Genomic DNA, 12,936 nt, shown 5'->3' with positions numbered 1-12,936 from the left:
GAATGACCGAGCACGACCCCTTGGACGCCGCCGACGAGCTGAACCGGCGGGCCGCGGCCTGGCGCACCGAGCCGGCCGCCGACACCCGGATCGAGGCGCTGGCGCTGGCGGTGTCGGCGAACCTGCCGGTGCTGCTGTGGGGCGAGCCCGGCATCGGCAAGTCGGCGGGCATGCGGCAGCTGGCCGACGGGCTGGGGGTGCCGCTGGAGACGGTGATCGCCAGCGTGCACGAGCCGTCCGACTTCGCCGGGCTGCCGGTGATCGGCGACGACCCGGCCGCCGAGGGGGTGCCGATGGCGCCGCCGGACTGGGCGGTGCGGCTGGCCCGCGCCGGGCGGGGGCTGGTGTTCTTCGACGAGCTGTCCTCGGCCCCGCCCGCCGTGCAGGCCGCGCTGCTGCGGGTGGTGCTGGAACGCCGGGTCGGCAGCCTGGCGCTGCCGGAGCCGGTGCGGGTGGTGGCCGCCGCCAACCCGCCGTCCAGCGCGGCCGACGGCTGGCATCTGAGCCCGCCGCTGGCCAACCGGTTCGTCCATCTGCACTGGACGCACGACCCCCGTACGGTGGCGCGGGGCATGGCGGGCACCTGGCCGCAGGTGACGATCCCGCTGGTGGACCCGGGCCGGGCGGCGGGCGCGGTGGCCAAGGCGCGCGGCGTGATCTCCGGCTTCCTCACCGCCCGGCCCGGCCTGGCGCACCAGTTGCCGTCCGACGCCGAGGCCCGCGGCGGGGCGTGGCCGTCGCCCCGCACCTGGGAGATGGCGCTGCGGCTGCTGGCGACCGGGTACGCGGCGAGGGCGAGCCGGGAGGCGCTGACCGCCGCGATCGTCGGGACGGTCGGCGACGGCGCCGGGATCGAGCTGATGTCGTACCTGGACAACCTGGACCTGCCCGACCCCGACCGGGTGCTGGCCGACCCGGGCGCGTTCGACCTGCCCGAGCGCGGGGACCGGCAACTGGCGTTCCTGACCTCGGTGGTGTCCGCGGTGCAGGGCGAGCTGACCCGGCGCCGCTGGGAGGCGGGCTGGACGGTGCTGGCCAAGGCGGTCGACGCGGGCATCCCGGACGTGGCGGCGCGGGCCGCGATGGACCTGGCGGCGCTGCGCGACACGTCCTGGCCGGTGCCCGAGGGCATCGACGCGTTCGTGGACCTGCTGCGGCTGTCCGGGGCGCTGGGCCGGTGACCGGGGAGCTGGACCGGGTCAAGCTGTTGGCGGCGCGGTACCGGGCGGCGACCGAACGGCCCTACCTGGCGGCGGCGCTGTACTCGCTGACGGTGGTGCCGACCGACCGGGTGCCGACGATGGGCGTGGACCGGCACTGGCGCTGCTACGTCTCGCCCGCGTTCGTGGCCCGCTGCGAGGTGGCGGAGCTGGCGGGCGTGTGGATCCACGAGGTCGCCCACCTGCTGCGCGACCACCACGGCCGGGCCGACCGGCTCCCGGCCGCCGCCCAGCGCGACCGGCACCGGATCAACGTCGCCCAGGACTGCGAGATCAACGACGACCTGCTGGGCGACCGGCTGGAGCTGCCCGCCGGGCGGGTGACGCCGGGGGACTTCGGGCTGCCGCCGGGGCGGCTGTTCGAGGAGTACCTGCCGGGGATCCCCCAAGGGCCGCCGCCGCACGACTGCGGTTCGGGCGCGCACGGCCGGCCCACGCCGTGGGAGGACCCCGGGGCGGCCCCGAAGGTGGGCGAGGTGGAGGCGCAGGCGCTGCGGCGGCAGACCGCCGAGGCGATGCGGGCGCACGAGCGGGCGCGCGGCACGCTCCCGGCGGGCTGGCGGCGGTGGGCCGAGCAGGTGCTGGAGCCGGTGGTGGACTGGCGGCAGGTGCTGCGCGGCGCGATCCGTGAGGCGGTGGCGTGGGCGGGCGGCGCGGTGGACTACACCTACCGCCGCCCGTCGCGGCGGACCGCGGCGATGCGCGGGGTGGTGCTGCCCAGCCTGCGCCGCCCGCTGCCCCGGGTCGGCGTGGTGATCGACACCTCCGGGTCGATGGGCGACGCGCAACTGGCCGCGGCGCTGGCCGAGGTGACCGGGGTGCTGCGGGAGGTCGGCGTCCGCGGCAACCGGGTCGCGGTGCTGGCCTGCGACGCCGACGTGCAGGCGGTGACCCGGATCTGCTCGGCCGGGCAGGTCGGGCAGGTGGAGCTGGGCGGCGGCGGGGGCACCGACATGCGGGTGGCGATCACGGCGGCGCTGGCGATGCCGGAACGCCCGCAGATCCTGGTCGTGCTGACCGACGGGTACACGCCGTGGCCGGCCGAGTCACCGTCCTGCCGGATCGTCGCGGCGCTGATCGGGCAGGATCCGCCGGACCCGCCGTCCTGGATGGAGACGGTCCGCATCCCCACCGCGGACCTGTGACCGCGTTCAGACCACCAGCAGGGTCTTGCCGACGGTGGCGCGGGACTCGATCGCGGCGTGCGCGTCGGCGGCGCGTTCCAGCGGGAACCGCTGCCCGATCACCGGGCGCAGCCGGCCCGCCGCCGCCTCGGCCAGCGCGTGCTCGGTGCAGTCCCGCAGTTCCCGCGGGCCGGGCCGGGGCCGCAGCAGGGCGACGCCGCGTCCGGCGGCCTCGTCCTCGGGGATCTCGGCCCAGCCGCCGCCGGCCAGGCCGTAGCTGATCATCCGCCCGCCGCGGGCGAGGAGGCCGAACGCGGCCCGCGCGATGTCGCCGCCGACCCCGTCGAAGACGACGTCCACCTCCCCCGCCCGCCGCGTCCAGTCCGGCTCCCGGTAGTCCACCGTCACGTCGGCGCCCAGCTCGCGGGCCAGCGCGGTCTTGCGCGGGCCGCCCGCCGCGGCGACGACGTGCGCGCCCTCGGCCCGCGCGAGCTGCACCAGCAGGGTGCCGACCCCGCCCGCGGCGGCCTCGACCAGCACCCGGTCGCCGGGCCTGACCGCGGCGTGCCGCACCAGCATGGTCGCGGTGCGCCCGTCGGCCAGCAGCGCCACCGCCTCGTCCAGCGCCAGCCCCTCGGGCACCAGGAAGATCCCGGCGGCGTCCACGGCGACCCGCTGCGCGTATGCGCCGGAGCCCCCGGTGCCGGTGACGACCCGCGCGCCGACCAGCCCCGGGTCGACGCCGTCCCCCACCGCGGTGACCACGCCGCCGACGCCGTTGCCGGGGATCAGCGGCGGCTCCACCCGCCCGAACGGGCCGTTCCCGGAACGGATCTGGGTCTCCACGAACGTGATGTTCGCGAACACCACCTCGACCAGCACCTGTCCCGGCCCCGCCACCGGGTCGGGCGCGTCCCCGGCCACCAGCACCTCCGGGCCGCCGACCCCCGTCATCCACACCGCGCGCATCCGCGTTCCCCTCCGTCTCGGTCCGGGCACCAGCCTGCGACCTCGAGCATGGTCGAGGTCAACCGCGGCGCACGGCGGTAACCTCGCCGCGTGCGGACACTGACCACCCGCCGCCTGCTGCTGGAGCCGTGGCAGGAGCGGCACGCCCCCGACCTGCTCCGGCTGGCCACCGACATCCGGGTGATGCGCCACATCGGCACCGGCGTGTGGACCCCCGGCTACGCCGCCCGCCGCCACGTGCGGGCGCTGCGGCACTGGGCCGACCACGGGTTCGGGTGGCGCGCCGTCCACGACCGGGCGGACCGGTCGTTCCTCGGGCTGGTGTCGCTGATCCGCCCCGCCGGCCCGGTCGCCGGGGTCCCCGAGCCCGCGCTGGAGATCGGCTGGTGGGTGGCGCCGCACGCGTGGGGCCGCGGGATCGCCACCGAGGCGGCCTCCGCGGTGCTCGCCGAGGCGTTCGGCCGGCTGGGCGCCGCGGCCGTGGTGGCCCGCTTCCAGGTCGCCAACACCGGGTCCGCCCGGGTCACCGCCAAGCTCGGGCTGGTGCCGGTCGCCGAGGCCGCCGGGCCGGACGGCGAGCCGATGCGGATCTGCGCCTTGACCGGTGCCGAATACCGGCGTCATCGCCCGGCCGGGGACGATCCGGAAAATCCGGAATGATACGGCGGCATTTCAATGGAGTCACGAACATCGCCGGACTGTGACCGGTGATACATGGACGCGCCGCGATCGTCCTATGCTCGCACCCGGGGACGTGCTGCCCGGTGACCACCGGGAGGGCCGGAACGGCTGCGGACCGGGAGCCTGATGGATCAGACGATCTTCATCGTTGACGTCCAGGGGTTCAGTTCGCCCGAGCGCACCGCCGACGACCAGGAGGAGATCCGCCGGGGCCTGGAACGGGCGCTGCGGACGGCGTTCGCCGACTCCGGCCTGGACTGGGACGCCTGCCATTACGAGGACCGCGGCGACGGCTGCCTCATGGTGCTCCCGCACGAACACCGCGAGCGCCTGATCTCGCCCCTGCCCGGCCACCTGGCCAGGGAACTGCGCGAGCACAACGCCCGTCACCGGCCCGAGGCGCAGATCCGGTTGCGCGCGGCGGTGCACTTCGGCGACGTCCGCAGGGACGACCGGGGATACAGCGGCCAGGCCATCATCACCACCCGCCGGATGGTCGACGCCGAGGAACTGAAAACGGCGCTGGACGGCTCCTCCTCGCCGCTGGCGGTGATCGTGTCGGACTGGACGTTCGAGAACGTCGTCCGCAAGAGCCCGGACCACCATCACCACGACTACCGCTGGGTGACGGTCAGCCCCAAGAGCGGCGAGCCCATCGGCGCCTGGATCAGGCTGCCCGCGCCGCTGCGGCGCAGCGCCCCGCCGTCCACCCGGACGTTCGCCCGGATGCCCTCCGTCGGGACGTTCGCCCGGATGCCGTCCGCCCGGTCCGCCGCCGCCCTGGGCGCCGTGCTGTTCCTCGTCCTGACGCTCACCGCCGGGGGCGACGCGCTGCCCGGCGGCTGCCCGCGCCCGCCCGCCGAGATCCGGGTGCTGGCCTCGGCGGAGAAGGAACGCGTGATCCGCACGGTGGCCCGGGACTTCGAGCAGGTCTCCCGGGACGCCGGCGGCTGCCCGACCGTGCACGTGCGGGTGGCCTCGGTGCCGTTCGCCGGTGCGGTGGACGCCTCCCTCGACCAGGGCTGGCTGGACGGGGAGCAGGGCGAGGTGTCCGCCGAGGCCGACGTGTGGCTGCCCGACTCCGGCCTGGAGGTGGCCCGGCTGCGGCGGCTGCTGGAGGACGGCCGGGCACCGGGGATCTCGGTGCACTCCCTCGGCTCCGTCGCCCAGTCGGTGGTGGTGGCGGCGGTGCCCCGGCAGATGGCCGACGCGCTGGGCCTGGACGGCGGCGCCTACCGCTGGGAGGACATGCCGGACTGGCCGCAGCGGCATCCCGGCGGCGCGTTCTTCGCCCGCCCCTCACCCCGGTCCTCCAGCGTGGGACTGGCCGCCACGGTGGCCCTGTACCGCGCGACGCTCCACGTGGGAGCGCTGACCGCCGAGACGCTGGGCGAGGCGGGCGCGCCGGAGCGGCTGCACGCCGTCGAGCACATCATGACCCAGGGCGACGAGGACCCGATGCGGCTGCTGTGCGCGCTGCGGAACGCCCCGCCCGACAGCGAGCTGCGCCGCACCGCGTTCCTGATCTCCGAGAAGACGGTCCTGGACTACCGCAGCCAGGAGTCGCTGGCCGACCGGTGCGGGCCGTCGTCGATCGCCCCGGAGCTGGTGCCGCTGTACGCCGAGGGCGGGGCGCCGCTGCTGGACCACCCGTTCGTGGTGATCGACCGGACGGAGCTGCCGCGCAGCCCGGCGCGCAGCGTGGCCGTCGAGGAGTTCTACCGGTACCTGCTGGGCGACCAGGCGCAGCAGCGGCTGCGGCAGGCCGGATACCGCGACACGGCCGGCGTGGGCTCCGGCCAGGACCCGCTGGTGCCCTACCGGCCCGCCGTGCGCGAGCAGTACGGGCTGTTCGACGACCCGGCGCTGCTGGACGCCTGGGACCGGGTGCGCCGCTCGGCCCGGGTGCTGCTGGCGATCGACCAGTCCCGCACGATGTCCGAGCCGTTCCCCTACCACAAGGGGACCCGGCTGGCGGCGGCGGTGGACGCGCTGGGGCTGTCGCTGCGGCTGGTCGGCGCCCGCGACGAGATCGGGCTGCTGGGCTTCGCCGCCGGCCTGGACGGCGGCCGCGACCACCGGCTGCTGCTGCCGCTCGGCCGGCCGGCCGCCGGGCACCGCGGGGACATGGACCGCGCCCTGCGCGGGCTGCGCGTCCTGGACGCCGCCCCGGCGCTGCACGACGCGATCGGCGCCGCCGTGGACCGGCTGCGCGCCGACGACGGCGACCCCGACACCACGGACGCGGTCATCGCGATCGCCGACGGCACCGACCCGGACGGCCCCAGCACCGCCGCGCTGGCCGACCGGCTGGCCGCCGGGGACCCGGTGCGGGTGTTCGTGATCGCGTTCCGCGCGGGCGGCTGCACGGCCGGGCTGGACGAGGTGACCCGCGACAGCGGCGGCGAGTGCTACGAGGTCGACGGGATGACCGGGATGCGCCGCGCGCTGGACGGCATCGCGGCGGGACTGTGGGGGGTCCCGCGCCCATGACGATCCCGAGCAGGCCCGAGGAGGCAGGCGTGCGCGCCCTGCTCTGCGCGATCGCGGCGGTGGTGCTGGCGGCGGCCGGGTGCGCCCCGGCGGGCGGGGACGACCGGGGGATGATCGTGTTCGCCGACGGCCGGGACACCAGCCAGGGCGCGCAGATCAAGGCGCTGGTCAACCGGTGGAACGCCGACCATCCCGGCCAGTACGTGCGGATGGTGGAGCTGCCGGAGTCCACCGACGACCACCGCGCCCAGCTGGCCGCCCGCGCCCAGGACGCGATGGCCGCGCCGTCCGCCACGGGCGGCTGCGCCGACGTGATCACCCTGGACGTGGTGCGGACCGCCGAGTTCGCCCACTGGGGGTACATCGAGCCGCTGGACCCGGACGACTTCGACGGGGACGCGTTCCTGCCGACCACGCTGGAGACCGGCCGGTACCGGGGCCGGCAGTACGGCATCCCGCTGCGCGCCGACGTGGGGCTGCTGTACTACCGCAAGGACGTCCTGGACGCCGAGGGGATGCGGCCCCCGCGGACCTGGGAGGAGCTGCGCCACCAGGCGGTGACGGTGGCGCCCCGGCACGGGCTCGCCGGTTACGTCACCCAGCTCGACCGGTACGAGGGCTTCACCGTCAACGCCCTGGAGGCGATCTGGGCCGCCGGGGGCGCCGTGGTGGACGGCGAGGGCGACGCGGTCCTGGACCCCGCCGAGGCCGGCCGGGGCTTCCAGCGGATCCCGCAGGGACTGCGCGACCGGTGGATCCTGCCGGATTCGGTCGACTACAACGAGGAGGGGGCGCGGATCGCGTTCCAGGGCGGCCGGGCCCTGTTCATGCGGAACTGGACGTACGCGTACCGGCTGCTGGGCGCGCAGGGCTCGCCGCTGCTGGGCAGGTTCGGCGTGGCGCCGCTGCCGTGGTCCTCGGCGCTCGGCGGGTGGAACCTGGCGCTGTCGCGGTGCTCGCGCAACCGGGACACCGCGCGGGCCTTCATCCGCTATCTGACCAGCGAGTCCAGTGAGCGGACGCTGTTCACCGGGGCGGGGTTCGCGCCGGCGCGGCGCGCCCTGTACGAGGATCCGATCCTGACGCGGGCCTACCCGCACCTGCAGGAGATCCGCCGGACGGTGGAACGCGCCCGGTCCCGGCCGGTCACCCCGGACTACGACCGGCTGTCGGACACCCTGCAGGAGCACCTGCACCCCACCCTGACCGATCCGCCGGCGGTGGCGCACCGGATGTCGGACCTGGCCGAGGACCTGCGCGCCCTCACCGCCGCCGGATAGCCGGGGCACCGGCCGGGAGCCGGTCGGGAGCCGGTCAGGACTTGCGCGCCTTGGCGGTGCGCCTGCGGTTCTCCTTCTTGATCGCTTCCACCAGTTCGTCCTTGGACATCCGGGAGCGCCCCTGGATGCCCAGGCTCTTGGCCACCTCGTACAGGTGCTGCTTGCTGGCGTTGGCGTCGACGCCCTCGGCGCTGGGCTCCTTGCGGGACTGCGGGCGGGGCGTGGCCGACTGCTTGTCGGAGGGGCCCTTGGCCTTGCCCTCCTTGCCGCCCTTGGGCAGCCAGCGGTCGCCGATCTTCTCGAACGCGTGCTTCAGCGCGCCGAACGCGGTGCGGTGCGCGCGCTCGCCCTCGCCGTACTCCTCGACGGCCGAGTCGTGGGCCTTGATCCAGGTCCGCTGGGCCTTCTCCGGGGAGCGCCGCAACGTCGACGGAAGCTCCTCACGGCCGGGCATCTGCTTCTCCTTCCCTGCGATGACGCGCAGGGTCTACCCGGCCGCGGCCCCCTCATGCGCCGGTCGGCGCGACGCGTCGTAGGCGCGGACCTGTTCCAGCAGGTCGGCGGCCAGGACGGGGCTGCGGGCGGCGACGAACGACACCGGCCGCTCGTGCATGGACCGGCGCACCGCCAGCGGCCCGCCGTCCAGGCCGACCACATGGCCGCCGGACTCGGCGACCAGGAACATCCCGGCGCACACGTCGAGCAGGGCGGCGTCCCGGCACACCATCGCGTCCAGCGCCCCGCCCGCGACCAGCGCCAGGTCCAGCGCGGGCGCCCACATGTTGACCACCCGCTTGCAGCGCTCGCTCATCCACCCGGCGAACCCGTGGCCCCACGCGCGGCCGTCCTCGGCGTACCCGGTGACCAGGGACACCGTCGCCCGGTGCAGCGGCGTCCCGGCGTCGGGGACGGGCCGGGGGGTCAGCGGGCCGCCCCGCACGCAGTGCGCGGTCCGGCCGGTCAGCGGGTCGGCGACGACCGCCAGCACCACGTCCTCGTCATGGAACAGGGAGATCGCCAGGGCGCAGTGCGCGATGCCGTAGCCGAAGTTGTTGGTGCCGTCCAGCGGGTCGACCGCCCACAGGAACTCCTCGCCGCCCCACCGGTCGAACTCGTCCTCCTCGGCCACGATCCCGTAACCGGGGCAGGCCTCCCGGAGGGCGTCCACGATCACCTTCTGGGCGATGACGTCGGCGGTCAGCTGGACGTCGTGCGGCCCCTTGTAGGCGTTGACGAACCGCTGCCCGAACTGGTCGCGGATGGCGTCGGCCGCCGCCTCGGCGGCCTGCCGGGCGACCTGCAGCCGCGACGTCCAGGTGGTGACGGGATCCTTGACGGTCACGTTCATGGGGGGATCTCCCTGTCCCGGCCGGCCTGCCCCCGGCTGCGCCTGATCCGATATTCCTCCGCCAGGACGGCCGGCGCCAGCGCTCCGAGCACTGTGACCAGAACCGTGGTCGCTCCGGCGAGTATCTTGTCGCGTCCGGATGAGGACTGCAGTTGTTCCAATACCCCGAACTGGCCGAGAACCAGCAGCAGCACCGTCACCGTCAGCAGCGCCAGCCACACCGTCGTCATCCGGTTCCGCCAGGTGCGCCGCGGCTCGGGCGGCCGGGCGTGCCGGTCGACCAGCCCGCCCGACAGCCGGGCCAGGGCGCGCCGTTCGGCCTCGTGGTGGCGGCCCAGCACCAGCGGGGCCAGGTCGCGGACGCTGGAGTCCAGCACCGTGCGCAGCGCGAACACCGCGCCGTGCACCGCCCAGATGGGGGTCACGTCGGGGGCGGTGAGGGTGGACCGCCAGCCGCCGCCGGGCCGTTCCAGGTCCAGCAGTTGCAGCGTGGCCGACAGCACCACCGGATGGCTCAGGTCGTACCCGCACTCGCACAGCGCGGCCAGCGCCCACGGGGTGGCGAAGTGCCGGAAGTCCATGTGGACCGGCCGCTGCGGATCGACCGGCGTGGTGAACGAGGTCGGCTCCCACGGCTCGGGCTGGTCGGGCCGGAACGTCCGCAGCAGGTACTCGCATCCGGACTCGACGACGCGGTCGGTGGGCGGGAGCCCGGCCTGGCGCAGCGCCAGCAGGGCGGCGGCGGTGTAGGCGGGCGAGGACGACACGGTCTCGTCGCCGACCGCGCTGGTGGCGCCCCATCCGCCGTCCGGGCACTGGGCGGCCCGCAGCCACTGCACGCTCTGCCGCACCGCGTCGGCGCGGCCGTGACAGGCCAGCATCCGCACCGCCCACGCGGTCGGGAACACCAGCGGCCGCCCGCCGTCCAGGGCCGCCGACGCCCAGCCGCCGCCCTGGCGCTGCTGCCGTTCCAGCCACTTGAGCCCGCGGTCGACGGCCTCCTCGACGCCCGGGTCGCGGCGGGCCTCGCGGAACGCCCACAGGCAGGCGCAGGTGCTCTCGGTGATCGACACGTCCGCGGTGCCGCCCACCAGCGACCACTTGATCTGCCAGCCGCCGTCGTCGTTCTGCATCCCGCGCAGCGTGTCCAGGCCCCGCTCGACCTGCTCGCCGGTGCGGTCCCGGGCCCCGTGCAGGCTGATCAGCACGCCGTGCGCGGTGGACATGGTGCCGATCGAGCCGCGCCGCTGCATGTACTGCTCCCAGCCCCAGTGGCCGGACTCGGTGGTGCGGCGGCGCTCGGTGAACGCCACCGCCCGGTGCAGCGCGTCCTCGATCCGGCCGGCCAGCCCCGGCGCGCACCGGGCGGCGCGGTGCCAGTTCCGGGCGGCCTCGAAGTGCTCGGGACGCCGCAGGTCGCGGCGGCGCGACCGCAGGTCGGCGACCGGCAGCAGGCGCAGCCCCGCGGCCTCGGGCGGGGCGCCCCGCAGCACCGCGGCGACCGCCAGGTGCATCGCGTCGCCGGGCTGGTCGGGCCGCACGGCGACGTCCAGCAGCCCCAGCGGCTCGACGTCCAGGTCGAGCTGCCGGGCGGCCAGGCCGCGCACCAGCTCGCCCAGCTCGCGGTGGTCGTGCCCGGTCGGGTCGCCGGTCACCGTGAGGTGCGGGCAGCTCAGCCGGCCGCCGGAGTCGTGCACCAGCACGTGCTCGCCGGCGGCGTCCAGCAGGACCAGCTCGACCCGGACGGGGCGGGCGCCGGACCGCCCGGCGGGCGGGACGGGCCGCCGGGGCTCGGGAACGCTCATCGGCCGCCCGGTTCGTCGGCCGCGGCCCCGGCGGGCGCGGGCACCGGCAGGTCGTACAGGCCGTCGCGGGCCAGGAACTTCTCCCGGCTGATCCGCACCTGGGAAATGGCGCGGTGCACCCCGACCTTCAGGATCGGCTCGCTGTAGGTGTACCCGCGCGGGTCCACCGAGTCGAAGAACCGCCCGGCCGGGTCGACCGCGGCGTAACTGCCGGGCATCACGTCGTTGTCCTCGGGGATCAATCGTATTCCCACCGACTCCACACGGAGATTGCGGGAGACGAAGTCGGTGAACTGTCGGGGGGTGACCAACAACGATTCGACTTTACCCGAGTTCTGCCCGGCCACGGGCAGCACCTGGAACACCTTCCAGCGTTCCGGACGGGCCGCGATGACGAAGCCGGTCATGTCCTCGCGCCAATTGCGGGCGGTCACCACGGTGTTCACCTTGAGCCGGAAGCCCAGGCCCCGTACGCGGCGGCACAGCGCCAGGTACTCGTCGGGCTCCATGACGCGGCCGGCCGTGGCGCGGCCCAGCAGCCGCAGCGTTTCGGGGCGGGCGCTGTCGACGCTGACGGTGATCCAGTCCAGCACCCCGCGCAGCCGCTGCAGCATGGCCTCGTCGAGCAGGCTGCCGTTGGTCACCACGGAGGTGACCATGCCGAGCCGGTGCGCCAGCGCCACCAGGTCGGGGAGCCAGGGGCACAGCAGCGGCTCCCCGCCGGCGAAGGTGAGCTTGCGGAACCCGGCCTCGGCCAGCCGGGCCACGACCCGTTCGGCGTCGTGCCGCGGCAGATGGCCCTCGGGCAGCACGGTGCGCCGGACGTCCCGGAACGTGGCGAAGCAGAACCGGCAGCTCATGTTGCACGGCTGCCAGAGATGGAAGTTGACGGTCTCGACCGGTACCTGCGGGGAGTTGGTCACGAGCACCGGTGCGAGCCCCCTGGCTGGTGGCGGATTCGTCGCCGTCCGGCGACCGCGGCCTTGGCCACATGGTAAACACGCCGAACGCCCGGGAGCGAGACTTTATCCACGGAATGTCGGGTTGTGCGTAATGTTACCGGTTGGCCGGGCGGCGTTCCGGATTGGCCGCCACGCTCCGGCCGGAAAACCGCGTCACATGCCACCGAGTGCGTTTACCTGCGCCGCCCCGCCGGAGCCGGTGAATGGGAGCGGCGCACCCGGGAATGCCTCCCCGCATGATCGGTGCGCATGTGCTGGTCGGATACGTCCCCGACCAGCAGGCCGACGAGGCGCTGGCGCTGGCCCGCGCCATCGTCGCGCTGACCGGCGGCCGGCTCACCGTCGCCGCCGTCCACCCGCCCGGCCGGGCCGGCGCGGCCAGCGAGGCGGGCGACACGCTGCGCCGGGCCGCGGAGGTCCTCGGCGACGAGCCCGCCGACTTCGTCGCCCAGGAGAGCCGGGGCGTCGGCCGCGGGCTGAGCGTGCTGGCCGGGAAGGTGGGCGCGGACCTGATCGTCATCGGCTCGGCCGCCGGGGGCGCCCGCGGGCAGATCGCCGTCGGCGGCGCCGCCGACCACCTGCTGCACGCCTCCTCGGAGGCGGTGCTGCTCACCCCCTCCGGCTACCGGCCCCCGGAACGGGTGGAGCGCATCACCGTCGGCTACGTGCGCCGGCCGCAGTGCGACGAGGCGGTGGGCCGGGCCGCGGTCGCCGCCGAACGGCTGGACGTCCCGCTGCGGCTGCTGACCCTGGCGCTGGACGAGGCCGACGAGGGCGCGCTGCGCGACGACCTGGCGCTGGCGGTCCCGCTGGCCACCGGTGCCGCCGGGCTGGACCCCGGCGCGGTGCAGACCGAGCTGGCGGCGGGTCACGACGTGGCCGCCGCGCTGGCCGCCACCGACTGGCTGGACGGCGAGCTGCTGGTGTGCGCGAGCAGCGAGGACGCCGCCGTGCACCGGGTGTTCCTGGGCGAGATGGCGCTGAAGGTGCTGCGCGCCGCCCCCTGCCCCGTCGCCGTGCTGCCCCGCGGCCGCGACTAGGCCGCCTCCCGGGG

The 12,936-nt window shown here is 75.6% G+C and carries 11 protein-coding genes; 6 read left to right on the top strand and 5 right to left on the bottom strand.

Going from position 1 to position 12,936, the window contains the following annotated elements; all coding sequences use genetic code 11:
* The first annotated feature begins 2 nt into the window (after positions 1-2).
* Both HNR21_RS19125 and HNR21_RS19120 read left to right on the top strand, forming a co-directional pair.
* Positions 3-1,181 carry an AAA family ATPase gene (locus HNR21_RS19125; RefSeq protein WP_182706272.1) on the top strand — a complete coding sequence of 393 codons (1,179 nt, stop codon included), beginning with the start codon at positions 3-5 and terminating at the stop codon, positions 1,179-1,181.
* The gene (locus HNR21_RS19120) at positions 1,178-2,365 is read left to right on the top strand and encodes a vWA domain-containing protein (protein WP_182706271.1); all 1,188 of its coding nucleotides are present in this window, start codon (positions 1,178-1,180) and stop codon (positions 2,363-2,365) included. The genes HNR21_RS19125 and HNR21_RS19120 overlap by 4 nt, the downstream gene beginning before the upstream one ends.
* Before the next feature lie 6 nt (positions 2,366-2,371).
* Here HNR21_RS19120 and HNR21_RS19115 read toward each other — a convergent pair whose 3' ends face one another.
* Positions 2,372-3,313: a zinc-binding dehydrogenase gene (locus HNR21_RS19115; RefSeq protein ID WP_182706270.1), complete on the bottom strand. Its 942-nt coding sequence runs from the start codon at positions 3,311-3,313 to the stop codon at positions 2,372-2,374.
* Positions 3,314-3,403: 90 nt separating this feature from the next.
* On the opposite strand from HNR21_RS19115, the gene HNR21_RS19110 reads away from it, so the two are divergent.
* From HNR21_RS19110 to HNR21_RS19100, 3 genes are all read left to right on the top strand, one after another.
* Positions 3,404-3,973 carry a GNAT family N-acetyltransferase gene (locus HNR21_RS19110; protein WP_182706269.1) on the top strand — a complete coding sequence of 190 codons (570 nt, stop codon included), beginning with the start codon at positions 3,404-3,406 and terminating at the stop codon, positions 3,971-3,973.
* Between the two features lie 147 nt (positions 3,974-4,120).
* Positions 4,121-6,487 (top strand): vWA domain-containing protein, encoded by a 2,367-nt coding sequence (locus tag HNR21_RS19105; RefSeq protein WP_182706268.1) that lies wholly within the window; start codon positions 4,121-4,123, stop codon positions 6,485-6,487.
* Between the two features lie 29 nt (positions 6,488-6,516).
* Positions 6,517-7,767, top strand: coding sequence for an ABC transporter substrate-binding protein (locus tag HNR21_RS19100; protein WP_157996064.1), 1,251 nt, complete (start codon positions 6,517-6,519; stop codon positions 7,765-7,767).
* Between the two features lie 34 nt (positions 7,768-7,801).
* On the opposite strand, the gene HNR21_RS19095 is transcribed toward HNR21_RS19100, so the two are convergent.
* From HNR21_RS19095 to HNR21_RS19080, 4 genes are read right to left on the bottom strand one after another with little or no spacing between them, the layout of a single operon-like run.
* Positions 7,802-8,221, bottom strand: a complete 420-nt coding sequence (locus tag HNR21_RS19095) for a ChaB family protein (protein WP_182706267.1) — start codon at positions 8,219-8,221, stop codon at positions 7,802-7,804.
* 33 nt (positions 8,222-8,254) lie between these two features.
* Complete coding sequence (locus HNR21_RS19090; RefSeq protein ID WP_182706266.1) at positions 8,255-9,115, bottom strand: inositol monophosphatase family protein; 861 nt, start codon at positions 9,113-9,115, stop codon at positions 8,255-8,257.
* Positions 9,112-10,920, bottom strand: a complete 1,809-nt coding sequence (locus HNR21_RS19085) for a prenyltransferase/squalene oxidase repeat-containing protein (RefSeq protein WP_182706265.1) — start codon at positions 10,918-10,920, stop codon at positions 9,112-9,114. Before HNR21_RS19085 ends, HNR21_RS19090 begins: the two co-directional genes overlap by 4 nt.
* A complete protein-coding gene (locus HNR21_RS19080) occupies positions 10,917-11,849 on the bottom strand; it encodes a viperin family antiviral radical SAM protein (protein ID WP_182706264.1) in 933 nt (310 codons plus the stop codon). The genes HNR21_RS19085 and HNR21_RS19080 overlap by 4 nt, the downstream gene beginning before the upstream one ends.
* A gap of 269 nt (positions 11,850-12,118) precedes the next feature.
* On the opposite strand from HNR21_RS19080, the gene HNR21_RS19075 reads away from it, so the two are divergent.
* On the top strand, positions 12,119-12,922 hold the full coding sequence (locus HNR21_RS19075; protein ID WP_182706263.1) for a universal stress protein: 804 nt from the start codon (positions 12,119-12,121) through the stop codon (positions 12,920-12,922).
* Positions 12,923-12,936: the final 14 nt, after the last annotated feature.

Origin of the sequence: Thermomonospora cellulosilytica (assembly GCF_014138835.1) — a bacterium.
Lineage (GTDB): Bacteria > Actinomycetota > Actinomycetes > Streptosporangiales > Streptosporangiaceae > Thermomonospora > Thermomonospora amylolytica.
Note: the sequence above shows the minus strand (reverse complement) of the source record. Positions and strands in the feature narration are given on the sequence as shown.